The 22,859-nt window shown below is 48.1% G+C and carries 18 protein-coding genes and 3 pseudogenes; 5 read left to right on the forward strand and 16 right to left on the reverse strand.

Annotation, left to right across the window (positions count from 1 at the left end):
- Nucleotides 1–54 precede the first annotated feature (54 nt).
- From KTR07_RS13580 to KTR07_RS13595, 4 genes are all read right to left on the reverse strand, one after another.
- On the reverse strand, nucleotides 55–465 hold the full coding sequence (locus KTR07_RS13580) for a DUF6769 family protein (RefSeq protein WP_008766451.1): 411 nt from the start codon (nucleotides 463–465) through the stop codon (nucleotides 55–57).
- A 96-nt stretch (nucleotides 466–561) separates the two neighbouring features.
- A complete protein-coding gene (locus KTR07_RS13585; RefSeq protein WP_008766450.1) occupies nucleotides 562–774 on the reverse strand; it encodes a hypothetical protein in 213 nt (70 codons plus the stop codon).
- On the reverse strand, nucleotides 764–1,345 hold the full coding sequence (locus KTR07_RS13590; RefSeq protein WP_008766449.1) for a zeta toxin family protein: 582 nt from the start codon (nucleotides 1,343–1,345) through the stop codon (nucleotides 764–766). Before KTR07_RS13590 ends, KTR07_RS13585 begins: the two co-directional genes overlap by 11 nt.
- A gap of 87 nt (nucleotides 1,346–1,432) precedes the next feature.
- Nucleotides 1,433–3,070 carry an ABC-F family ATP-binding cassette domain-containing protein gene (locus KTR07_RS13595; RefSeq protein ID WP_008761073.1) on the reverse strand — a complete coding sequence of 546 codons (1,638 nt, stop codon included), beginning with the start codon at nucleotides 3,068–3,070 and terminating at the stop codon, nucleotides 1,433–1,435.
- 144 nt (nucleotides 3,071–3,214) lie between these two features.
- Between KTR07_RS13595 and KTR07_RS13600 the strand changes: the two genes are divergently transcribed.
- The gene (locus tag KTR07_RS13600) at nucleotides 3,215–3,613 is read left to right on the forward strand and encodes a response regulator (RefSeq protein ID WP_008761074.1); all 399 of its coding nucleotides are present in this window, start codon (nucleotides 3,215–3,217) and stop codon (nucleotides 3,611–3,613) included.
- Between the two features lie 437 nt (nucleotides 3,614–4,050).
- Here KTR07_RS13600 and KTR07_RS13605 read toward each other — a convergent pair whose 3' ends face one another.
- Nucleotides 4,051–5,613 carry a RagB/SusD family nutrient uptake outer membrane protein gene (locus tag KTR07_RS13605; protein WP_008766448.1) on the reverse strand — a complete coding sequence of 521 codons (1,563 nt, stop codon included), beginning with the start codon at nucleotides 5,611–5,613 and terminating at the stop codon, nucleotides 4,051–4,053.
- Between the two features lie 21 nt (nucleotides 5,614–5,634).
- Nucleotides 5,635–8,637 (reverse strand): annotated as a pseudogene (locus tag KTR07_RS13610) (SusC/RagA family TonB-linked outer membrane protein); the annotation flags it as partial.
- A 333-nt stretch (nucleotides 8,638–8,970) separates the two neighbouring features.
- On the opposite strand from KTR07_RS13610, the gene KTR07_RS13615 reads away from it, so the two are divergent.
- The gene (locus tag KTR07_RS13615) at nucleotides 8,971–9,192 is read left to right on the forward strand and encodes a carboxypeptidase-like regulatory domain-containing protein (protein ID WP_008766446.1); all 222 of its coding nucleotides are present in this window, start codon (nucleotides 8,971–8,973) and stop codon (nucleotides 9,190–9,192) included.
- Between the two features lie 198 nt (nucleotides 9,193–9,390).
- Here KTR07_RS13615 and KTR07_RS13620 read toward each other — a convergent pair whose 3' ends face one another.
- From KTR07_RS13620 to KTR07_RS28750, 8 genes and pseudogenes are all read right to left on the reverse strand, one after another.
- Complete coding sequence (locus tag KTR07_RS13620) at nucleotides 9,391–10,305, reverse strand: Rpn family recombination-promoting nuclease/putative transposase (protein ID WP_011108099.1); 915 nt, start codon at nucleotides 10,303–10,305, stop codon at nucleotides 9,391–9,393.
- Between the two features lie 172 nt (nucleotides 10,306–10,477).
- A pseudogene (locus KTR07_RS28740) lies at nucleotides 10,478–10,747 on the reverse strand (hypothetical protein); the annotation flags it as partial.
- A 909-nt stretch (nucleotides 10,748–11,656) separates the two neighbouring features.
- Nucleotides 11,657–12,058 (reverse strand): annotated as a pseudogene (locus KTR07_RS28745) (DUF4373 domain-containing protein); the annotation flags it as partial.
- Nucleotides 12,059–12,383: 325 nt separating this feature from the next.
- Nucleotides 12,384–12,821 (reverse strand): N-acetylmuramoyl-L-alanine amidase, encoded by a 438-nt coding sequence (locus tag KTR07_RS13630; RefSeq protein WP_008766442.1) that lies wholly within the window; start codon nucleotides 12,819–12,821, stop codon nucleotides 12,384–12,386.
- On the reverse strand, nucleotides 12,818–13,786 hold the full coding sequence (locus KTR07_RS13635; RefSeq protein ID WP_011108096.1) for an HNH endonuclease: 969 nt from the start codon (nucleotides 13,784–13,786) through the stop codon (nucleotides 12,818–12,820). Before KTR07_RS13635 ends, KTR07_RS13630 begins: the two co-directional genes overlap by 4 nt.
- A gap of 37 nt (nucleotides 13,787–13,823) precedes the next feature.
- The gene (locus KTR07_RS13640; RefSeq protein ID WP_008766440.1) at nucleotides 13,824–13,997 is read right to left on the reverse strand and encodes a hypothetical protein; all 174 of its coding nucleotides are present in this window, start codon (nucleotides 13,995–13,997) and stop codon (nucleotides 13,824–13,826) included.
- Nucleotides 13,994–14,263, reverse strand: a complete 270-nt coding sequence (locus tag KTR07_RS13645; protein ID WP_008766439.1) for a hypothetical protein — start codon at nucleotides 14,261–14,263, stop codon at nucleotides 13,994–13,996. The genes KTR07_RS13640 and KTR07_RS13645 overlap by 4 nt, the downstream gene beginning before the upstream one ends.
- Complete coding sequence (locus KTR07_RS28750) at nucleotides 14,260–14,598, reverse strand: SH3 beta-barrel fold-containing protein (protein WP_008766438.1); 339 nt, start codon at nucleotides 14,596–14,598, stop codon at nucleotides 14,260–14,262. The genes KTR07_RS13645 and KTR07_RS28750 overlap by 4 nt, the downstream gene beginning before the upstream one ends.
- A 168-nt stretch (nucleotides 14,599–14,766) precedes the next feature.
- Between KTR07_RS28750 and KTR07_RS13655 the strand changes: the two genes are divergently transcribed.
- Entirely contained in the window at nucleotides 14,767–15,462 is a 696-nt protein-coding gene (locus KTR07_RS13655) for an RNA helicase (protein ID WP_074856212.1), read from the forward strand.
- 568 nt (nucleotides 15,463–16,030) lie between these two features.
- Nucleotides 16,031–18,193 carry an ATP-binding protein gene (locus KTR07_RS13660; RefSeq protein ID WP_008761087.1) on the forward strand — a complete coding sequence of 721 codons (2,163 nt, stop codon included), beginning with the start codon at nucleotides 16,031–16,033 and terminating at the stop codon, nucleotides 18,191–18,193.
- 104 nt (nucleotides 18,194–18,297) lie between these two features.
- Here the strand turns inward: KTR07_RS13660 and KTR07_RS13665 are convergent, their stop codons facing one another.
- Entirely contained in the window at nucleotides 18,298–18,555 is a 258-nt protein-coding gene (locus KTR07_RS13665; protein WP_008761088.1) for a DUF4248 domain-containing protein, read from the reverse strand.
- Nucleotides 18,556–18,831: 276 nt separating this feature from the next.
- On the opposite strand from KTR07_RS13665, the gene KTR07_RS13670 reads away from it, so the two are divergent.
- The gene (locus KTR07_RS13670) at nucleotides 18,832–19,359 is read left to right on the forward strand and encodes an HU family DNA-binding protein (protein ID WP_016269584.1); all 528 of its coding nucleotides are present in this window, start codon (nucleotides 18,832–18,834) and stop codon (nucleotides 19,357–19,359) included.
- 658 nt (nucleotides 19,360–20,017) lie between these two features.
- Here the strand turns inward: KTR07_RS13670 and KTR07_RS13675 are convergent.
- Nucleotides 20,018–22,270: an inorganic phosphate transporter gene (locus tag KTR07_RS13675; RefSeq protein ID WP_008766433.1), complete on the reverse strand. Its 2,253-nt coding sequence runs from the start codon at nucleotides 22,268–22,270 to the stop codon at nucleotides 20,018–20,020.
- Between the last annotated feature and the right edge of the window lie 589 nt (nucleotides 22,271–22,859).

Consider the following 22,859-nt stretch of genomic DNA (forward strand, 5'->3'; position numbering starts at 1 on the left):
TTGTACGCTACAAAGATAGAGTAACGCAGATGCAACTTGCTTGCATTTACGTCATTACGCAAAAACAGAGTAGGGAGGGGCCCGAAGGGAGGAGGTACGAGGTATTTTCGTACCGTGCAGGGATTCACGATAGATGTAGTAATTTTTGACTCGTCTTTCCTGCGGTCGTAATAAATGTTCGATGATCATATCCGTAAACAGGGTGGCGACGAATACGTAATTCGGTCCGCTGTCCGTGTGCACGGAGGGAATGGGAGAGTGGAAGCGGGTCATGCATTCGCTGCTGCAACATGAATCGCTTGCGGGGTGATGATGGTGGTTGGGGCATTGCTGCTCTACCGGTTGGTCCTGCTTCATGCAGATCATCCCGTTGGGGTGGTGGTGATGGGGAATAACGGCGGCTACCAACATGATAATGTTGATAAAGAATAGCATCGTTACTATGAATCGTTTCTTCCCTTTCATCCTTTATTTATATAGAGCTTTCTAATTTTGTAAAACTTCCAATATCTTTTTACTTTATTATAGAGCTCCGGTTGTTGCTTTATTATAAAACTTCAATTATTCTTTTTCCGACTCTTTACTTTTCTCTTTTTCTTGCTTCTGCAAGCGTTCGAGCAATTCTGTGGCGGAGACGTAAATCACTTTTCCATCGGGCGTCCCTTGACTGAGGAGTTTTCCGTGACGGGCATTTCTTTCCAGTAGCCGTTGTTCGGCCAGTTGGAGCCCGCGCCGCAGTTTATCACTCAATTCTTGCATTTCATTATTTGACATAACTCTTGATGCGATTAAAAAGTTCAAGTTCGTATATCCGGTCCTCACCTTGCTGGCAGCCTTCGGCTACAATCACTCGGGGAGAAACACTGTTATCTGCTAATAGCCAATAGTCTACACGTGGCGCATATATTCGGAACAGGTTGTTTATGCCTGCCTGATAGCGGCGGTAGATTGTATCAATGGGCACGTTATGCCCGCCTTCGTTGACCCGTTGCAATACACGGTTGACAGCAAGTTCCGGAGAGTTTAGCCAAAAATAGATCAGGCTTACTTTGTATCCGGCACTCTGTGCTCTTGTGATGAGCCGTGTGTACGAGCGAGTCGCTAATGTCGTTTCGATGGAGAAACTGGTTCTTGTAGCCAATAGTTCGTCAATACGTTTCAACATCAGACGTCCGGCTTCGATAGCCATGCTTTCCGGATTGAAAGGCGATAGTCCTTTGGCTATTTCGTCTGCATTGACAAATTCTTTGCACAATAATATTTCGGGCAGTACAGTATAAGAAGCTGTTGTTTTACCAGCTCCGTTGCATCCGCTTATAATGTATAACTGCCTCGTTTCATCCATTTTAAATTATCTGTTTCAGATATTATGTGACAAATATACAAATACTTTTTCTTTCACCTAAAGCAGATAATGTCTTTTTATTGTTTATTATTTCTTTTCCAGTTCCTGCAACGAATCCATTTTCTTCTTTTCGAGGAATTCGTAGATGCCGCAAAGATGCTCCGTCACCTTCTTATTGCCGAACTCGTAGACCTTGGTCACCAGTCCGTCAAGGAAGTCACGGTCGTGCGAAACGACGATCAGGGTGCCGTCGAAATCCATCAGCGCTTGCTTGAGGATATCTTTGGTTTTCATGTCGAGGTGGTTGGTCGGCTCGTCCAGAATCAGGAGGTTGACCGGTTCCAGCAGGAGCTTGATCATTGCCAGACGGGTACGTTCGCCACCCGAGAGCACTTTCACTTTCTTCATAGACTCTTCCGGCCCGCCGAACATGAAGGCGCCCAGCAAGTCGCGTATCTTGTTGCGGATTTCTCCTTTTGCCACGTCGTCAATCGTCTGGAAAACCGTGAGGTTTTCGTCCATCAGCGAGGCTTGATTCTGCGCGAAATATCCGATTTGCACGTTATGTCCCAGCGTCAGCGTGCCGTCATGGTCGATTTCGTTCATGATACATTTCACCAGCGTCGATTTACCTTCACCGTTCTTGCCTACGAAAGCCACCTTGTCGCCACGTTCAATTGTCAGGTTGGCGTTGCGGAACACGACATGATCGCCGTACGTCTTTCCGACACCTTCCATCGTGACGGGATAACTGCCCGAACGGGGCGAAGGCGGGAATTTCAGCCGCAGTGCCGAAGTATCTTCCTCGTCTACTTCCAGCAATTCCAGCTTTTCCAGCATCTTGACACGGCTCTGCACCTGCAAAGTCTTCGAGTACGTCCCCTTGAAGCGTTCGATGAAGGCTTCCGTTTCGGCGATGAACTTCTGTTGCTCGTCATAAGCCTTCTGTTGCTGTTCGCGGCGTTCCTTGCGCAGTTGCAGGTATTGGGAGTAGTTTACTTTATAGTCGTAGATGCGCCCCATCGTTACTTCAATGGTGCGGGTGGTGATGTTGTCCACGAATTTGCGGTCGTGGCTGATCACGATGACCGCTTTGCCGTTATTGATCAGAAAATCTTCCAGCCATTGGATCGATTCGATGTCGAGGTGGTTGGTCGGTTCGTCAAGCAGGAGTACGTCCGGTTTTTGCAGCAGCAGTTTGGCGAGCTCGATGCGCATGCGCCAGCCTCCGCTGAAGTCGCTCGTCTGACGTTGAAAATCTTCGCGTGTGAATCCGAGTCCGAGTAATGATTTCTCTACATCCTCTTCGTAATTGGTTGCGTCGATGGAGTAAAATTTTTCGCTGAGGGCGGACACTTCCTCGATCAGTGCCATGTAACTGTCACTTTCGTAATCCGTCCGTGTTTCCAGCTCCTTGTTCAGTGCGTCGATCCGTGCTTCCATCTCGTGCAGATGCGCGAAAGCCTGTGCCGTTTCGGCAAACACGGTTCTGCCGTCTTCCGTCATCAAATGCTGTGGGAGATAGGCTACTACGCAATCCTTGGGGGCCGAAACCTTGCCACGGGTAGGCTGTCTGACTCCTGCCAGAATCTTGAGTAAGGTACTTTTTCCCGCTCCGTTTTTTCCCATCAGGGCGATGCGGTCTTTTTCATTAATAACGAAAGAAATATCACTAAATAGGGTAGTGCCGCTAAACTCTACGGCTAGTCCGTCTATCGAAATCATACAATTCTTTATAATTTGAGGCGCAAAGATAGCGAAATATATCAATCTTTTTTATAACTTGCGGGCTGAAAAGCATTATTAACTGAAATATGTTGACTAAAAAGTAATTTTAGAGAATAATTTTAAAAATAATATAGAAACGATATGGAAGGCGGACAAACAAATGAATTCAGACCTCTTATCTTAGTGGCTGAGGACGACGACAGCAACTTCAAACTGATCAAAGCAATCATCGGAAAGAAATGTGATATACAGTGGGCCAAGAATGGCGAAGAAATCGTGGCACTGTTCAAGGAATACGGCAACGAGGCCAAAGCGATCCTGATGGACATCAAAATGCCTGTGATGAACGGACTGGATGCTACGAAAATCATCCGCGGAGAAAACAAGGAAATCCCTATTATCATGCAGACCGCCTACGCTTTCAGCTCTGACAAGGAGAATGCGATGAACGCGGGAGCGAGCGAAGTGCTGGTGAAACCGATCACACTGTCGATTCTGCGCAATACGCTGACGAAGTATTTCCCCGAACTGGTCTGGTAAACCGATCTCTTTTTTTGTCCGGTAGACTGATCTTTTTTGTTTGTTAAACCGGTCCTTGCTCCGGCAAACATGATCTTTATCCGGCAAAACGGTATCGCTGAGTAGAAAAACGGTATAACAATTCGGGTGTTTTTTCCTGTTTTGTATTTGTGATATTAACAAATAGCTGACGGGGATAATATGGATTTTTACTATATGAAAATCCACATTATCCCCGTCAGCTGTGTCCGGACGTTTCTATGTCAATCCGGATATTACTGTATCAATCCGGGTGTATTGTCTGGAATGCCTCTGCCCGACACTTTCGGCAGAAGGCTGTAAAAGTAAAATAGGCGGACCTCACGGTCGGCCTATTTCTGTTCGTTTCCGTTAATTTGTTAGAGTTCAGAAACGACTCTATGTAAAGTCTCTCCTTTGAGAGATTTTAAGAGCGATTTTTATCGGCTTCCGCCTGCCCACCAAACGGGTTCGGAGTATACGTAGTCACCGTTGCCGTAAGCGGCTTTCACTTCCGGGTTGGCAGCTGTGTCGCTGTTTCCGTATGGGTAGCGCAGCGGGAATTTGCTGGAATTGTTCGGGTTGGTCAGCGTGATGAAGTTTTCGTTCAGTCCCTTCATACGACGGAAATCGTTGTACGTCTCCGTGGCTTCACCGGAGGCACCCCACATGGCAAGGTACTTCTGAATCATTGTTTCCTGCAATGGGTTGGCTGCATATTTCGCTTTCACTACGTCGTCGAAATACTTTCCGGCAGACGTTTCCGTGATTACTTCGCTGGAATTGGTGTTCAAACCGCTTCCCAACTCCTTGATGGCAATGCTTATGCTGTTTTCCGCATTCAGCAAGCCGGCTACTACCGCTTCTTTCAGCGCGTCTTCCGCATCACGGTTCAGACGGCACAGAGCTTCTGCTTTCAGGAACATCAGTTCGTGATAGCTCATCAGCAGGGTCGGTGCGGTTTTGGCGTAAACGAATGCAGAGATACCGTATTTGGACGTACTCTGATCCGGACTACCGTTGGGAGCCGGAACGAGGCTGGGATCGTTGGCTGCTACCTGCGAACGTTTTTTGTCGACGATCGGAGTGAAGAAAGCACGGTTGGCACGCGGATCATTGTAGGCCAACAGCTTGGTGCCGAGGCTTGTACTGGCTCCGAATCCGGCACGAGAGTTGTAGAAACCGTAGAACGGGTTGATGTTGTTAGAGTCGTAGATGTCGAATGCAGCCTGGTCGTCAGCCGAAGTGAACGATTTGCTTACATAGTCCAGCACCTTTTCATAATCGGCCGATTTGTTGCTTGAGCGGTTGATCAGTCTCATGGTGTAGCGGGCTTTCAGGCCGTAAGCGAATTTCAGCCATTTGTCCGCGTCGCCGGCATAAAGGAAATCCTGCTCGGTCACGTCTGCCAAGTCTTCTTTCTGAAGATTGGCGATGGCGTCGTCGAGATAACTGATGATTTGAGTATAGATTTCCTGTTGCGTATCCATTTTCGGGGTCATATAGACCGGAGAGCCTTTTTCGTCCACCAGCGCAGCCTGACTGCACGGGGCATCACCGAAGAAATCGGCAATCAGTGCGCAGTTGTAAGCGGCCATCACTTCGGCCATTCCCCGGGTGACGTCGTTGCCGTGATCTCTGCCTCCTTCGCCACATTGGTCGATGATGATGCGGGCGTTCTTCAATGAAGAATAGATGCCGTTCCATGAGTTATTGAAGGTAGACGAGGACGACGGTTCGTTTTCGCGGACTTCGGCGTAGTAAAGCTGGTTGTCGACACCTACTTCGTATTCGATATACGAAGAGGCGTATGTATTGATGTCACCGCTGGCGTTGGAGAAAGCGGTAGAGGTGATTACATCTGCCAAGATAAATCTTGAGGCAACACTGGTGGTGTGGTCGTGGTCCTTGTTGATTCTGTCCATCGTGTCCTCCGAGCAAGCAGAGAACAAAGACAGAGCGGCAACAGCCAGTACACCGGTTATTTTATCATATCTTTTCATAATCTTCTTTCGTTTAGCTAATTAGAATTTTACATTTACACCAAAACCGTAGCTTGCAGTTCCCGGCAGAGAGAAACGCTCGAAGGCACCTCCCATGTTGTCGTTACCCTGAGATGCTTCCGGGTCGAATCCCTTCAGCTCGGACCATACGATGAGGTTGCGGGCAAATACGTTTACATCTACGTTTAGCCATTTGCTGGCGTATACCGGGTAGCTTACAGAAAGCTCACGCAGTTTGATGAACGATGAATCGTAGATATAAGATTCGTTGATAGAACGCAGGCGGGTGTAATAAGCCTGTGCGTTAGTCACTTCGATGTCGTTGGCGGCATACGTCGGGTTGCCCTGCGCGTCTGTTCCGGTTTCTTTCACGGTGTTGGGAACGACGAAGTTGCTCTTGCGTTTTTCGCCCGATTCTTTGGTGACACCGTAGAAGTTCATTTCACCGGCAGTACCGCAGTACATTTGTCCGCCTTGTTTCCAGTCGAACACGGCAGCGATACGGAATTTGTAAAGCTCGATATTCGTGTTGAAGCCCAGACGGAAGTCGGGAGAAACCCGGCCGATCACGTCGTCTTCGCCCACCTGCGGAAGTCCGTTCGCGTCTACCACGATCTGTCCGGCCTTGTTGCGCTTGTACGTGCTGCCGTATACTACGGGGAATTTCTCGCCGATACCGGCACGCACCTGCGGAGTGACGAATCCGCCGAGATAGATGCTTTCAACACCCGGTGCAAGTTCGTCTACGTAGTTGTCGATCTTTGAGAAGTTGAAAGCGAAGTCGAGCTTGAAGTTGCGGTTGTTGACCGGCGACACTCCCAGTGTAAGTTCGTGCGAGTTGGTATGAATCTTACCGCCGTTCATGATCATGCTGTCGTAGCCGGTAGAGCCGGACAAAGGCACTTCGAAGATCTGGTCTTTTACGTTCTGACGCGAGTAGGTATAGTTCAAAGTGAACAGTCCGTTGAAGAATGTCAGGTCGGCACCGATTTCGTATGACTTCGTGTTCTGCGGTTTCAGGTTCGGGTCATACACCTTATAATAAGGGATATATGCCATCGTTCCGTTGATCGGGTAGGCGATGGGCGTGCCGTTGAAGAATCCGCCGCCGTAGCTCGGGGTGTAGTAATAGCTTTGCATATAGTCGCCTGCCATACCTACTTCGGCGTACGATGCGCGCAGCTTACCGAATGTGAGGATGTTGTTTTTCAGCGGTTCGAGTTCGGTGAACACAAATCCGAGCGATACGGAAGGATAAGTGAACGAACGATTGTCGCGCGGCATATTTGAAACGACGTCGTTACGGATTGTTCCGTTGAGGTATACCATGTTTTTCCATGCCAGAGACAGGTTGGCAAAGTTACCTACCGTACGTTTCTTGTTGTACGACTTGGAACTCTGGTAGATAGAAGCATTGTTGATGTGGTTCCATCCCGGGAAGTTGAAGTTCATCCCTTCGGAGAAGGCATATTGCGTTCTTTTCTCTACAAGTTCGTTACCGATCAGGGCGTCGAATACCCAGTCCTTGTTGATGTCCCAGCGGTAAGAAGCTGTCAGCAGCGAGTTCAGCTCGTTGATGCTGTAGTGGTATTCGATGGCGTCGCCGGTGTCTGCCATTGTACTGCCGTATCCGTAGATTTCGCTGTAGTTGGTGGTGTAGGCGTCGTCACCGAGTTGGTATTTCACGTCCAGTTTGTGGTTGTCCGTGCCGAATTTGGTCGTGAATTTCACGAATGCGTTTCCGAAGAAACGTTGCGAGCGTTCGGTGAACAGATTGTTGTCCACAGCCCAGTAGGCGTCGTCGATCCATGCCTGGCGGTACGTGTTCTGCTCGTACGGGTCGCCTTCGACGTGCGAGGGGATTCCTTTCATGTTGTAGCTCACCGGAGCGTTGTAGATGGTAGCCGTCACGCCGGAGTTGGCGGTAGACTGCTTTTTTATCTTGGAAGTCACGAAGTTACCGTTGAAGCCAGTCGACCAGTTGGGGCTGAGCTGAACTTCGGCAGACATTTTGGCGTTGTATCTGTCCATACCGGTAGTCGGGATGATGCCTTCCTGGTGGCTGTTACCCAGCGAGAAAGAGTAGTTTCCTTTGTCCAGATTTTGGGAAACGTTGACGTTGTTGCTCCAGGTAATGCCGGTGTCGAAGAAATCCTTCATGTTGTTGTATGCTTTCGGCGTTGCCCACGGGTCAAGACCGGCTTCGGCACGTTGGGGCACGTAGTATTGTCCCTGACGTTTTCCCATTTTCTGGGTGAAAGCGTTGTCGGTGTTGCCGCCGTATGTAGGATCGTTGGCGAGGTCGGCTATTTTCGGTCCCCAGCTGTGGCCGGAATAAGGGTCGTATGAGCCGCCGCTGCCTTGTCCGAATTCGTTTTGCAGTTCGGGCAGTGTAGACACGACATCGAACGAAAGATTGCTGCGGAATGTGATCGTCGGTTTGCCTTTGGCCACTCCTTTACCGCTTTTGGTGGTGATGACGATGACACCGTTTGACGCACGCATACCGTAGAGGGCAGAAGCTGCCTGACCTTTGAGGATGTTGATGCTTTCGATGTCGTTGGGGTCGATGTCCACCGAACGGTTGGCGTAGTCGGTACCGTAGGCGGCGCCGTTAGCGTTGTCGGTAGTCGTTACGTCGGCAGCGGAAGAGATCGGCATGCCGTCGATGACATACAGAGGTGTATTGTCGCCCGTGAACGAACGGGAACCGCGGATCGTGATCTTGGAAGATGCACCCGGCATACCGGAAGAGGGAGCGATGTCCACACCCGAAACTTTTCCTTGTAGTGCTCCTGCAAGGTCGGTGTTGGCCGCGCGTGTCAGCTGGTCTGACTTCACGTCCTGAACGGCGTATCCCAGCGCTTTCTTTTCGCGGGAGATACCCATGGCCGTTACTACGACTTCGTCTAGTGACTTGGCGTCACTTTTTAATACTACTTTGATAACGCCTTGTGTGATCGTAACAGTTTGCGGAGTCATTCCTACATAGGAAACGCGCAAAGTTTTAGAAGAACTTGGTACGGTGGGGAGTTGCCCTTTCGGGAAGCGTTAAGTGTTTTTGGGGCTATTTAAGGCATAAAATGATAAAAAGATACCATTTCGAACGAATATCTGATGTTTTTTTTATGAAAATAGCGGTTTTAACACTTTCTTTCTGTTAGGTAATAATGTTTAAATGCTGCTAAATACGTCTTTAGATTTACTTATTTGATTTATTCTCTGATTAAATTCTTTCAATATGATACTTTATAGTTAAAAACGTAACACTTTTTTAATTTTGATATAAATAGTGTTATCTTTGCACCCTGTTAGAGACTAGAAGTCTATTTATAGGTTAAATTTAAGAGAGAATTTATGAAAAGAAAATTGATGTTCTTTATGACCTTCCTTTTTGTGGGTATAGGTCTGGTGACAGCGCAGACGTCCCGAGTTACCGGTGTGGTAACCGCCGAGGAAGATGGCCTGCCTGTTGTAGGTGCTTCGGTATTGGTGAATGGCACTACTCTTGGTACTATCACGGATATTGATGGTAAGTTTACAATCACGAATGTACCAAGTTCTTCTAAGACTTATTGATATTTTATAGCCTCTCTTTTTCCTCCTTTTTCGTCCTATCTTATTGTAAATCAGAATATAAGTGCTGCTTTCTGCAACTTGGCTTCCCGGCTCACTTACTATAATCGCAACCTTTTCCCTTTCTTTTTCGATCTCAGTCATCTTTTTCGGGCAGGTACTCGGCTTGTTTTCAGGGGGGCGGATGCTTAGGTTCTACCTTTATTTGAGGCTTTCTATGAGCGATAGGGGCAGACCGGTCTTTTCGGCAATGAGTTGATTGTCAATTCCTTGCTTTTTCATGTCGATGGCTGTCTGAAAGATGTTCAAGGCTTCTTCGCGACCTTTCTTCAGGCCTTCCTCAAGTCCTTCTTCAAGTCCTTTCTTCAGTCCTTCTTTCATTCCTTCTTTCATCCCTTTTTTTATTCCTTCCTTTTCCGCTGCATCCATTGTCACCAAATAATCCCGGTACACTTTGACGCTATTATCGTATAGCTCCCTCTCTTTTGGAGACATAGAAGCCACATCAGCGATCTCTTCGAGTTTTTCGAAGACGGCTTTTCGTGCCTTGAATGGCAGGCGTTTTAAAGTTTCCATATTATTTAATATATAAATCCAACGTTCAAAATTCGTTTCACATTCCTCTTCGCTTTTTTTGAAGAGGGGGAGGGCGATGAATATTTGCCGGAATTTCTCCGAGAAGAGTTCACCTGTCTCCTTGTCTGCAAGAATAACGTCTGTCCGGAGTTTTATGTTCTTGTCCATGATGAAATTCATCAGAAAGACTCCGTAAACAGCTTTTATTTCAAATTTCCAGTCGTGCCCCGTCCGGCCCTGGTTGACGATGGCACGGGAGAGATAGAAAATGGAGCGTTCTTTAAAGTTGCTCTGCATGCGGTTTTGCATTTCGACAATTATCTTTTCGCCCGTGTCCGTGGTGCAGTAGACATCGTAGATGATGCCTCGTCCTTCCGGGTAGTCCGGCAGCTGTTCGTTGTTCAAAAACGTTAAGTCGGTTATCACTCGTTCACCTTCGAGAAGGTCGTTCAGAAATTCGATTAGTAAATCCTTGGAGACTTCTCTGCCGAATATTAATTTGAATCCGTAGTCGGTGAACGGATTGATAAATTTGCTCATTGTTTTGGTTGTTGCTCTTTTAGGTTGTAAAGAGAGGTTTCTCTTTGCATACGGTAAAGAGGCTTTTTCTTTGTCCCACAAAGATAGGATAAATTATTGTTTTATGATGCGTTTGGCGGGAGAAATAAATGACGTGGGCGCTCAAAAATGCTCATCTTCCTCTTAAAAATGTTCATCTTCCCCTAACTCGCTTTTTGAGGATACCGGTGTAGGTGTCCTCAAATTCTGCCGGGTGATTGAGCGCCCAGAGGATGTAGTCGCCCGGCTCGTTCTTTTTGAGCAGGGTGGAGCGGTATTCGGAGCTGAGGACTTTCCATAAGGTGCCGCACGGACCACCCAGCTTTCTGCGTCGGGCGAGGGCGAGGATGCCTTTCACGGTTTGTTCGTTCCGGATGCCGATGGCGTCCATGTTGAGGCGCAGCAGGGATTCGGAGAATCCTCCGGAAGCAATGCTTTCGTTCGGGGCTTCTTCCTGCTGGTTTCTTTCGTACTGGGTTCCGTTGTGCTTGGGTTCTTCCTGCTGGTTTCTTTCGTACTGGGTTCCGTTGTGCTTGGGTTCTTCCTGCTGGTTTCTTTCGTACTGGGTTCCGTTGTGCTTGGGTTCTTCCTGCTGGTTTCTTTCGTACTGGGTTCCGTTGTGCTTGGGTTCTTCCTGCTGGTTTCTTTCGTACTGGGTTCCGTTATGCTTGGGTTCTTCTAGCTGGTTTCTTTCGTATTGGGTTCCGTTATATCTAGCTTCTCCCTTCTGATCTATTCCTCCATTTCTTCTTTCTTCCTTATTTTCCTCCTCCCTTTTTCCGGACGAGATTTCTAAAGACAAACCTTTGACAGCAACAGGCGCAGCCTGAGAAACGCCGTTTGACGGAACGGGCGGCTGCTCTCTATCTTTCTCCCATTCATTTTCGGTTTTGCTTTGTCTTTCTCTCTCTTTGTCTTTTTCTCTTTCCGGTTTGATATCATTTTCCATCTCTCTTTTCGGTTTGCTTTGAATCTCAGTATCCGTTTCCGATTTACTTTCGATTTCTGTATCCGTTTCCTGTTTTGTTTGTGGGATTGTTGCTGCAATTTCTCGGTTTTTTGCAGCATTAATTTTCATAGCTGCTCCGTCGGTCACTGTTTTTGTAGCATTGATTCCTGTGCCTGCTGCATGGATGTCTGTGCCTGCTGCATGGATGTTTGTGCCTGTCGTGCCGATTCCTGGCTTTGTTTTAGTAACTTCTGTAGCTGTGATATTGACTCCTGTTTTTGTTGTGTTGACTCCTGCATCTACTATCTTGTTTTCCGCTTCATCCACTTCTGTACCTTTTGAATTTATATTGCTTCTTATGTCTGCGGAATTATTTCCCGTTCCATCCTTTTCTTCCTTGATGAGCCAAAACCGTTCCAGCGGAAGTTTGTATTTCCTTCGGCTGTCGGTAATGATTTTGTGGTATTGCTCTTGGATGGCTTGCGAAGTCAGAATCCCGTACTCCTTATATATATAGGTGTCGAACAGTCCGACGGACAGGCAGTCGTCGATGATGGCCTGCATCTCCTCCTCCTCGCAACACACTTCCTGCGAAATGTCGAACAAGGTATCTTGATTCCATGCGACGTAAAATCCCTTTTCTTTGTAGATGAGGCAGAGCAGGGAAGTGAGTGCGGCAATTCCTGCCGCATGATGACGGTTGGAAATGCGGCGTACCTTCCTGTCTTGGAAGAAGTTGACATCGAGCGGGAAATAATCTAATCCGGGTTTGGAAATACGGGCCATCTTTTTGAATATTTAGAGTGATATTGACTGATAAATAATGAATAAGGCGAATCGGTAATTTTAATTTAGCTCATTTCAGTATGGTGATAAGCTACTTGATAGTCAGTTCTGTATCTCAACTGAGGGTGACTAAAAAGTCGATTCTATCTCTATTCTCCTCCTTCGGGAAGGAGGAGTGGTCGCAGACCGAGGTGGTAGGAGAAATAATGTTTATACCTATTTTTTTGTAAATGATAGGATTATGCATTCACCTACCACCTCCCCCTACGGGTACTCCTCCTTCCCGAAGGAGGAGAATAGAGTTACTATTGCGTACAACTACTCCCTAGAACTCCTTTTTCACATCGAAGCAGGGACAGGCTTTCATGTATTCATTGGGTGAGATGATGCCGTCTCCGTTGAGGTCGGGGCTTGTGTCCCGGTGTCCGATGACCTGTTTCACGTTGGGGAAGGCCAGTTGCAGAGATTTCACCAGTCGGATGAGGGCGGTGCGTTGTGCATCTGTCCGTGTGTCGGCGGGGCGGCCTTCCTTGTCCAGTCCGCCGACGTAGCAGATGCCGATGGAACGCTGGTTCCAGCCCATACAATGCGCCCCGTCGAGGGTGACGTCCCGTCCCGGTTCGATGGTGCCGTCGAGGCGGATGACGTAATGATAGCCGATGGACCAGAAGCCACGGGCACGGTGCCAGCAGTCGATGTCGGCAGCGGTGATGTCCTGTCCCGCACGGGTGGCGGAACAGTGGATGATGATGGTGTCTTTCATTGCAGAAACTCCTTTCTTTGTCCTCTTTCTCTGGGCAATATATAAGTGTTGAAACCAAAAATGGCGGATTCTTCGGGGGACAGGCGGCGGTAATAGTGCTGCGTCACTGAATGATGTATAGGGGCAAAGAGAGAAATAAGAGGAAAAGGCGATGAAACAAAGGAAAAAGAAACTGGCTGCACACATACATTGCCTGCCTTGAACTCCCCGACTGAATTGCTCGATTTGCCTATCCCAAGCGGATTACCTGCTTCGAACTCCTCGACTGAATTACTCGATTTGCCTATCCCAAGCGGATTGCCTGCTTCGAACTCCCCGACTGAATTGCTCGATTTGCCTATCCCAAGTGGATTGCCTGCTTCGAACTCCCCGATTGAATCAGCTTTGACGGTCAGCACAGGTATTTCGGGTGCTATCAGAAAGCATTCTTCCGAACCGCTTCTTTCGGCTCTTGACTTTTTCTTCATGGCCGATTGCTTCAGTCTTTCGGGGTGTAATAAATGCAGCACCAGCCAATTACGTTGTTTAGGGTTCATTTGTTCCCCTTTTACCAGTGCGTTCATGGATGGATAGGCTTGCAGGATATTTCCTGCCTCGTCCGTTGTGGCACAGGGGACGGGGGAGAGGGCGGGTGACGACGGACGCAGACCGGTCCGGATGGCGTGCATGACATTGTCGTAGGCATCGCACCATTCGAGGTTGGCGACGTGGTTGTTGAGCTTGTTTCCGTCGAGGTGGTTCACTTGGGGGAGACGCTTCGGGTTGGGGATAAAAGCTGTTGCCACTAAGCGGTGTACAGAGTAGCCGACGTATATCCCCTTTTGGCGGATGGCCACGTACTCATAACCTTTTGCGGTAATGCTGCTGCTGATTATCAACTTCGATTTGCCTTTGAAACTCAATATCCGCCCGTGGTCTGAAACCATATAATCGGAATTTGCTTCGATAAATCTCCAATTTTCCATACTTTATTCTTTATATTGTTAATAAAATTATACTTCGTTAAAAAGAAATCCCTTTTCCGAAACCACCGGGGATAAACGGCGCAGCCTGCATGGTAGAAACGGCGTAGCCTGCAAGGTAAAAACGGCATAAACAAGGACTGTTAAACGGCGTAGCCTCCTCGCTGACATGAGGCGGTTCCGCCCGCTTACTCCGGTCTTTGACCTTTCTCATTCCTCCTCTGCACGGGGTTCGAGCCGTTCGGCACAGCGAACGAGAAACTCCAGTTCCTCCCGACACCCTTGAATGGCTTCGTACAAAGAGTCCACATGATACATTCTGCAAAGCGTTTCCCATTCTTTTCGTTCTTCTGAAGTCATTTGTTCTCCGAAATTCATTTGCTGTCCAAAACTTATCTGCTGTCCGAAACTCATTTCAAAATTTATCTGCTGCCCGAAACTCATTTGCTCTCCGAATCTCATCTGCTCTTCGAAACTCATTCGACGCAAAGGAAATTTTCGGCATGAAACGTGCGCCACCCTTTGGCTTCGAGGTCGTAGTAGACTACAAACGTATTTTCCGGTCGTGGCATATAGGGGCGGTGAAAACTGTGTTGATATCCGGTGAGCGTGCCGACAGCGTGGCGCACGGTTCCGTCCTGCTTGGTGTAGCAGAATTTCACGTTCTCCCTGTGCATCTTCCTTATCAGTCCACCGATTCGGTGGGCGATGATGAGCGCATCACGCCGGTTCATGTCATTGTTGCGACGGATGACGGCGGCCCGCCTCATGAGCCGTACCCGTGGGAGGGAATGTTGTTTTTTCATTTCAGTCATATGATTCAATTGTTTTTTATTGATTTCGGGGCAAAAGTAGACTGTGGGTAGAATAAAAACCGTTCACGCTTGACTAAAATGAAAAAATATGTAGAAAGAGTCACGCGTGACCCAAAATGTTAAAGGTAAATCCCGAATTTTGTCGGATTAATTTAAATATAATTAGTAATGAACAAAAAAGAAAACTGCCAGAACAGTAGTGAAAGAGAACAACACATTGAAGTAAAAAGGACTGTAAATCAGAAAAGTACAAGTCAGAAAAAAGTAAATCAGAAAAGTACAAGTCAGAAAAAAGTAAATCAGAAAAGCATGAGTCAGGAAAAAGCAAATCAGAAAAGCATGAGTCAGAAAAAAGCAAATCAGAGTGGCGAAAAGTCCGTGTATGACGAGAACAGGGATGCCCTTCAGGAAAGAGTCGAAGAGAAGCAATGGAAGAAAAAGCAATGTAATGGCTTGCAGCACAGTGATGACGAAGAAAAACAGAAAGTCATCGATTCGATTATGAAAGTCAGCCGGGATAACGGCTTTGACGACGCTTATCTTCAGCAGCATTCGGACTGTTCGGCATCGTCGATCAAGCGCTTCCACTCGGCCTGGATGGGAAAGAGAATGTCCAATTGGACGACGATTTTTAATTTAGCGCACTGCGTGTCCGTCAATTGTGTCTTTGCCGAAAATCTGGTCGGGATGCTGGTTGTCATTATTATGTTCTTGATTAGAGATGCCGGAATTGTGAGTTACCATATCGACTCGCCCAAGAAAGTGGTGATAGAAATAAATTTCGGTAAAGATAAATTATTGCGCATGAAAGACGAGGAAAAGAACGAAAAAGGAAAAGAAGGTAAAGACGACGAACACCTTTGAGCGACGACAATGATCGGGACAAAGGAAAGAACAACTGACGGAATGAGGTAAGTCCTGTAAGAACTTGGTAGTCTGTATTCGTAAAAAAACGATTCGATATCAGCGATGGATTTCCATTTTATTCCCTTGTTATAATGTCACCACAAATGTAATCATATTATTGAGAAAACCATGCAGAAACGCTTTTATTCTGAAAAATAAGTTTTATTGTTCACTCAGATTTCATATTCGATGTTGACATCCTACGTTTTCTCTTTTAGATATTTATTTGTTTTCCTTTGTCGGTTTCTACCGTATTGCACGTTCGTCATTATTTACAAATTCTAATTATTGCATTCTCAGTTCGGGTAAAACGAATCCGTTTTCCGAGCTGAGAATGCAGATGACGGCTTTTAATAAGTCTGTTTGTTTTTATTTCTTTAGTAATATATTATAAACTGGCAGATAAGTCGCTCTACCAAGTTCTTACAGAACTTACCTTTTTGTATAGTAATATTTAAAGATTTAATAGCAATATTTTAAGATATTCAGTGATCGGTTCCGCAAACAATCAAAACAATCACTATTTATGGAAGCGCGGATAACTCGAAAAACAGCGGCACTTGCAATCTTTCTGATCAGTGCATTTCAGACTTACATTTATGCCGGCCGCCCCTCTTCTTGTCAACTATTAATCATCAATTCCTATACCGAAAACTGTCTGTGGAGCGATGACTTTATGGCCCCTGTCTATAAAGAGTTTCGCGTCCAGAACAGCCCGGTTGACATATGTGCCGAGCACATGGAACTGATGGCGACCGTTGTCCCGGATATGCGCAAACAGGTCTTCATGTCCGACAGGCGCTGGATCAGTGCGCAATGCAGGAAAGAAGCGGAGGAAGTGATGCCTTTCCTGTTGATCGGCGGCTATTTCTGGACAGACAGTGAAATAAAGAAACATCTGCTCCCGGTGATCAAAAGCCGCCTGGACGGAGCGTCGCATCCGCACAGAGTGGAAACGACAGCGATGGGGACGCCCCCATCCGTCATCAATTATGCCGACTACGTAGAGAGCGGACTGTTGCTCGGCCTGTGTCCCGACGACACTGTTTTTGGTATGAAGCCCCCCACTTTTTTCGAGCGGAACAAATATTATCTGGCCCTGTTTTTCTCTTTGATGGCACTGGCCGTCATCTATGTGATATGGCTCCGGAGGGCGCTGCATGAGAGGAGCAGGCGGCTGGAGATCATGAGGAGCTATAGCAGTCTGGTCGAAAACATGCCCGTTCTCTATGCCCGTGTCGAGCTCATATTCGACCCCGGTGCCCGGATTATCGACTATGTCTACCGGGAAGTGAATCCCACTTTCGAGAAATACATCCTGCCCAAAGAAAAAATACTGGGAAAGAAATACAGCGAACTCAATCCGGATTATTCGCCGGAACTGCCCGACAGGTACAGCGAACTGAATGACAACAGGCAAATAACCTTTCAGTATTATCTGGAGAAGACGAAAACTCATCTGACCGTCATCTCCATACATTCCAAAACGAAAGGCTGCGTCGATGTCTTTGGTGTGGACAATACCGAACTGGTGCTGACGCAGCAAATGCTGAAATCCACCAACCATAAGTTGTCCGCCGCCCTCGACGCTGCCGACATGACCCCTTGGAAATGGGATTTGCGGACCGGCCTCCTCTCGTGCAACGTCAGCCACGACTTGTACGTCACCGAAGAGGAGGTGACGCATGACGGCAACCTGATTATCGTGCCCACCTCCGCCTGTTTCGCGAAAATCTGCGATGAAGACCGCGAACGCGTGCGGGACGCCTTCGAGCGCCTCGCCAATGGCGAAACGCAGAAAATGCGCGAGGAATATCGGGTAGGCAGACAGTGGCTTCCTTCCCCGCAACAGAATGAATGGGTAGAAGTGCGCGCAGCCGTGGACGAGCGCGACGCGAACGGAAAACCGCTGAGCCTTATCGGCACTTCGATGACCGTCACCCAACGAAAGGAAATGGAGGAAGCGCTCGTACAGGCAAAGGTGAAAGCCGAGGAGGCGAACACGCTCAAATCTTCTTTCCTCGCCAACATCAGCCACGAAATACGCACTCCCCTCAACGCCATTGTCGGCTTTTCCTCGCTGCTGGTGTCAGCGGAAAGGGGGATTTCGGAAGAGAAACAGGAATATATCAACATCATTGAAAACAACAACACACTCCTGTTGCAGCTTATCAGCGATGTGCTCGACCTTTCGAAGATCGAAGCCGGAACGATGGAGTTCGACTACGCCCCGGTAGATGTGCACGGCCTGTTTATCGAACTCGAAGATACGTTCCGGTTGAGGAATAAAAAGTCCGGCATCTGTATCTGCTATCACCGCCGGACGACCGAATGTGTCGTAAAGGCGGACCGTAACCGTCTGGTACAGGTGATGATGAATCTGATGAATAATGCCGTGAAGTTTACCGGGGAAGGCAGCATTGAGTTCGGGTTTGATGTGCGCGAAGACGGTTTCCTGCATTTCTATGTCACCGACACCGGTTGCGGGATACCGGAGGAACGGTTGGAAGAAATCTTCGGGAATTTTGTCAAACTCAACAGCTTTGTGCAGGGCACGGGACTCGGACTCACCATTTGCCGGGCAATCGTCGAAAGGATGGGAGGAAAGATCGGTGCTGTCTCACGGCTGGGTCAGGGGAGTACTTTTTGGTTCACGCTGCCTTATACGGCCAACGAAGAGAAGGTTTGAAAGGGACGTGGCGTGACGGAAATATACTTGCTTCCCGAAGAATGGGACTTTTTAGTCAGCCCCTTCCCGAAGGGAGGGGAAGCCATGCGGATAGTCAGCTCGAATCAAGGCTCCCCCAAGAAACGGAAGATGAGCCCTACTTGCGCCGGAGTGAGCAGGATGGCTTTCTCGGAATATCCCGTGCGGGCGAGTTCGTTTTGTAGTGCCGTGTTCTTGGCGATCCAGCTGCGGAGAGTGCGGCGTGCGGAGGCGGGCTGTATGTGGGGCAGGTAGAGAGTGGCCAGTTGGCTTTTGCTGTATGCCTGTATGCGGGGCAGGGTTGCATTTTCTTCGGAAGTTGGTTTCATGATTTTTGCTTTCATTGTCTTTTGATACTGCTTTTACTATCTTTTCTATATTTCTTTCTTTCATTTTCGTTGCCAATGTAAAGGTACGCTTTTTTTAGTCGTTTGGTGTTGCTTTGTACAGAAGTCCTTGGAGGCAGTATTTGTGCGAGGCCGTGCCGACTGGTGCTCTTCCGTTACAAGTCGTTACATCGTGTATCCGGACTTTTTTGCCATCGCCTACTTTTGTCACCGTAATCGATTGCACATAGAAAACTTACATCAACCATTAAAAAAAGAAAGGAAAACAACCTTATGCCATTAATTTACAAACCTTACCAGGCGAATATCGCCAACAAAGCGGGACAGAAACTGTATTACCCCCGCCTCGTGAAATTCTCGAAAATGGTCAACACGCAGAAGATGGCGGAGCTGATCGCCGAGAAGGCTTCTCTGACACCGGGTGATGTCCACAACGTGATTCGAAACTTGATGTCCGTGATGCGTGAACAGTTGCTCAACAGCCGCACAGTACGTCTCGAAGGCTTGGGCACATTTACGATGATCGCCAAAGCCGGAGGAAAGGGAGTCGTGTTGGAAAGTAAAGTCAGCAGTTCGCAGATCGTTTCGCTGCGCTGTCAGTTTACTCCCGAATATACCCGTTCTGCCGATGGCGTCACTACCCGTGCACTGACTTCCGGAGTAGAATTTGTCCACGTCAAGGACGTAGCGGGCGGCTTTGTGGACGACGATGATAAAAATCATTCGGGAGGCGGAGACACTCCCGGCGGAGGAAGCACTCCCGGAGGCGACGACGATGAGGCTCCGGACCCAACCGTTTAATGAGGCTGAATCGCTGACTCACTAATGCATGATCGGTTCCCTTATTAAATTGCTCCATTCACTCTGTTTTTTAACTCTAAAGAAGGAAGCTATGAAATTATTTTTAGAAAAGTTATTGGATATTTTGGAAGCACTCTTGCGCTTCCGTCGTCGGAAAGCTAAAAAGACGGGAGATTCATAAACCGACCTCCTCTCTTAAAAACTAGAGAATCCCCTTTTATTTAAAACCGTATCTGTCTATGATATGGGGTTGAATAAAGGGGATTTTTGTATGGGAAAGTAATAGGTAATTGTATAGTAATAGGTAGTGGAATTTAATTCATTTCATTTCTTGTGCGAAATGATTCATACCTGCTCTGAGATGTAGGATTTATGGAAAAGTGTAGTATCAAAAAATGGGGTCACCTATACCCCTGTTTGCTACATTATGTTTTTTGAGCCCGATAATGCGGTAGTTGGAGAATTTTGACATCTATAAAAGAATATCCCGGCAGATTGGATAACAGTCAACCGCCCAACCATAAAAAGGGCTGCCCCAATTCTACTTGGGAGCAGCCCTTCTTGCTTTTTCCGGTTTATCTCTAATGCATTTTATTTAATCAGATAGACTTTTTGAAGATAAACCCTTTTGTTGTGTGCTTTTGGGGGATGAGCCACCTTACGGCATTTCTGTTTCCATTTGGAATTTCCGGCTTACCTTCATCAGGTTAATGATGTAAGTCACTACATTTTGAGCTTCCTGCACCATGGTCAGATAAACCATACTTACTCGGATACTGCCCGACTGGCTTTGGATGCGCTGCAACTCTTTGCGTTTCAGTTGCGATAGCTGTCCGTTGAGGTCGTTGGCACGGCGGATTTCCTCTTCCATATTCTGATAATCGTTGTTTTCCAACTTCTTGCGGCATTGCTGAATCAGATAAGTGATGTCCTCGGCCACGTCGCTGAATTCACCTTTCTGAATGGCGTCGAGCGGGTTGAAGTTATTGTCGATGTGTTCAAGACACGGTTCGCAGAGGCGCGAGATGCTGTACACCAGTTCGCTGGCGAAGTCGTTGCCTTGATAGTAGTAGAGTCCTTTTTCGAGCACGGTGTTGTTGTCGAGGCGGCACATGGCAACGGTTCCGGTGCGTTTCATCTGCTTGATGAGCTGCTTTTCGAATTTCGTGGAACCCATGGCACGACGTAGTCCGCGGAGGTTTTCGTGTATAAAGGAGGTGACGGTCAGTTCGAAATTCGTTTCGGCGTACTCCAGCACTTTGGCGAGTTCTTCGCGGGTATGTTTACGCATCAATTGCAGCGCTTCTTCGCTGTCGGCGGTCTGCATGAGTTGTTTCAGCGTTTCGTTGCCTTTCTCTTTCGCCTTGCGTTTCTTATACATCACCTGGCTGCGGATGAGGATGAAAATCGCTATTCCGATCAGTGCGATGATGGAGATGTTGCCGCCGTAGTGCAGCACGAGGGCTACGAAGAAGCAGATGGTGAAGGCGGCTCCGGCAGTGATGAACCAGCCGCCGATGACGCTTAGAACGCCTGTGATGCGGTAGACGGCGGAGTCACGTCCCCATGCACGGTCGGCGAGCGACGTACCCATTGCTACCATGAAGGTGACGTAGGTGGTAGAGAGCGGCAGTTTCAGCGACGTTCCCAAGGCGATGAGCAGACCGGCGAGGACGAGGTTGACAGAGGCGCGGACGAGGTCGAAAGCGGCTCCGTCGGCTATGATGGCTTCGTTTTTGCGGAAACGGGAGTTGATCCACTGCTTCGTGCTTTCGGGCATGATGCGGGAGGTGCCGTTGGCAAGTGTCATGCTGAAACGTACCAGTGTGCGTGCCATCGGGGTACTTCCGAAGTTCTCTTCTCCTTCATCCTGACGGGAGAGGTCTACCGAGGTTTTGATGACGGCGTGCGCCTTTTTGGAGGTGCAGAGGGCGTAGACCATGATGGCGCCGGCACCGATAAGGAAGTACCACGGTGTCTTGGCGGGGCCTAGCAGCGAGGTCATCAGGAAGCTGTCCGGACTTGCTCCGGCTCCGTTGGTGGTGTAGTCTATGAAGGAGGAGTAGCCCGCGAGGGGGACTCCGATGAAGTTGACGAGGTCGTTGCCGGCGAAGGCGAGGGCGAGAGCAAAGGTGCCCATCAGTACCACTACTTTGAAAACATTGACTTTGAGCCAGTGAAGCACTTGCATCAGTGCCGTGAAGAAGACGAAGAAGCTGGCGATGAGCAGCAGCGTGTTGTCCTGTATCCACTGTTTGTTTTCGGGGGTCATGAAGGAGCTGTCTTTCAACCCTTTGATCAGCATGAAGTAGATGATGGAGGTGGCGGCGATCCCACCGAAAAGGCCGATGCTGTATTTGATGTTTTTCGTGTAATTGAACGTGAAAACGATGCGGGCGAGCCACTGTACTAACATACCGAAGAAGAAGGCGATGGCTACGGACACGAAAATGGCCATGATCACGGAAAGTGCTTTGTCGGTGTTGATCAGATCGCCCAACGCAAGGGTGGCGTCATTGTTTACTTTGATCAGGGAGAGGGCGAAAGTTCCTCCGAGCAGCTCGAAGACCAGTGAGACGGTCGTGGAGGTGGGCATGCCCATAGAGTTGAAGACGTCCAGAAGGACTACGTCGGTCAGCATGACGGCGAGCAGTATACACATGATTTCGGCAAAGTAGAAATGCTCGGGCTGATAGATTCCGTGACGGGCTATATCCATCATGCCATTGGACAGGGATGCGCCAATGAAAATACCGATCCCGGCTATGAAAAGAATGGTTTTGAACGAAGCGGCCTTGGCGCCTACCGCCGAATTCAGAAAGTTGACTGCATCATTACTGACTCCGACGATGAGATCGAACACGGCCAGCACGAACAGGAAAATGATAATGCATAAGTAAATTGTCTCCATAAAGAAAGTTGTGTATGTTATTTCTGGGTGCAAAGGACGGGGTTTGAGGTTGCAGGGGGATGTCATACATGTTACATTTGTGTTACAACGTTCTTTCTTTTGTCTTGAAACAAAAGAAAGAACCAAAGAAAAATTCAAGGCTTACTTTTTTCTCCTACTCGCTTCCTTCACTACGCTAAAGGGCAGAAACTCGCTCCGCTCAAACAGTCTGCCCTTCTTAACGCTCCGTTGCGGGCGCTCGCTTGACGGAGAAAAAAGTAGGCCGGGGGACCGTGCGGGTGGGGTGGAGCGGGGGGAGGCGGTGCGGGGGGAGGTGATGTGTGAGGTGGCATGTGAGGGATGTGGGAGGTGATGTGTGAGGGGGGTGGGAGTTTTGGGATCAATCCGAGAAAAAAGGTTGTTTCCAGTTTGTTTCTTTCGAATGAAAAATGAATCCGAATGAAAAATGAATCAAACAGTAGTATCTCTATTGGGGGGTGACTAAAAAGTCGATTCTATCTCTATTCTCCTCCTTCGGGAAGGAGGAGTGGTCGAAGACCGAGGTGGTAGGAGAAATAATGTTTGTTCCTATTTCTTTGTAAATAACAGG

This window comes from Bacteroides sp. MSK.20.82 (genome assembly GCF_019052485.1).
GTDB lineage: Bacteria > Bacteroidota > Bacteroidia > Bacteroidales > Bacteroidaceae > Bacteroides > Bacteroides thetaiotaomicron.

Bases quoted from the DNA above. Each gene is read 5' to 3' on its own strand.
- KTR07_RS13580 (WP_008766451.1), bottom strand. From the start codon at position 465: ATGAAAGGGAAGAAACGATTCATAGTAACGATGCTATTCTTTATCAAC.
- KTR07_RS13585 (WP_008766450.1), bottom strand. From the start codon at position 774: ATGTCAAATAATGAAATGCAAGAATTGAGTGATAAACTGCGGCGCGGG.
- KTR07_RS13590 (WP_008766449.1), bottom strand. From the start codon at position 1,345: ATGGATGAAACGAGGCAGTTATACATTATAAGCGGATGCAACGGAGCT.
- KTR07_RS13595 (WP_008761073.1), bottom strand. From the start codon at position 3,070: ATGATTTCGATAGACGGACTAGCCGTAGAGTTTAGCGGCACTACCCTA.
- KTR07_RS13600 (WP_008761074.1), top strand. From the start codon at position 3,215: ATGGAAGGCGGACAAACAAATGAATTCAGACCTCTTATCTTAGTGGCT.
- KTR07_RS13605 (WP_008766448.1), bottom strand. From the start codon at position 5,613: ATGAAAAGATATGATAAAATAACCGGTGTACTGGCTGTTGCCGCTCTG.
- KTR07_RS13615 (WP_008766446.1), top strand. From the start codon at position 8,971: ATGAAAAGAAAATTGATGTTCTTTATGACCTTCCTTTTTGTGGGTATA.
- KTR07_RS13620 (WP_011108099.1), bottom strand. From the start codon at position 10,305: ATGAGCAAATTTATCAATCCGTTCACCGACTACGGATTCAAATTAATA.
- KTR07_RS13630 (WP_008766442.1), bottom strand. From the start codon at position 12,821: ATGAAAGACACCATCATCATCCACTGTTCCGCCACCCGTGCGGGACAG.
- KTR07_RS13635 (WP_011108096.1), bottom strand. From the start codon at position 13,786: ATGGAAAATTGGAGATTTATCGAAGCAAATTCCGATTATATGGTTTCA.
- KTR07_RS13640 (WP_008766440.1), bottom strand. From the start codon at position 13,997: ATGAGAAAGGTCAAAGACCGGAGTAAGCGGGCGGAACCGCCTCATGTC.
- KTR07_RS13645 (WP_008766439.1), bottom strand. From the start codon at position 14,263: ATGAGTTTCGAAGAGCAGATGAGATTCGGAGAGCAAATGAGTTTCGGG.
- KTR07_RS28750 (WP_008766438.1), bottom strand. From the start codon at position 14,598: ATGACTGAAATGAAAAAACAACATTCCCTCCCACGGGTACGGCTCATG.
- KTR07_RS13655 (WP_074856212.1), top strand. From the start codon at position 14,767: ATGAACAAAAAAGAAAACTGCCAGAACAGTAGTGAAAGAGAACAACAC.
- KTR07_RS13660 (WP_008761087.1), top strand. From the start codon at position 16,031: ATGGAAGCGCGGATAACTCGAAAAACAGCGGCACTTGCAATCTTTCTG.
- KTR07_RS13665 (WP_008761088.1), bottom strand. From the start codon at position 18,555: ATGAAAGCAAAAATCATGAAACCAACTTCCGAAGAAAATGCAACCCTG.
- KTR07_RS13670 (WP_016269584.1), top strand. From the start codon at position 18,832: ATGCCATTAATTTACAAACCTTACCAGGCGAATATCGCCAACAAAGCG.
- KTR07_RS13675 (WP_008766433.1), bottom strand. From the start codon at position 22,270: ATGGAGACAATTTACTTATGCATTATCATTTTCCTGTTCGTGCTGGCC.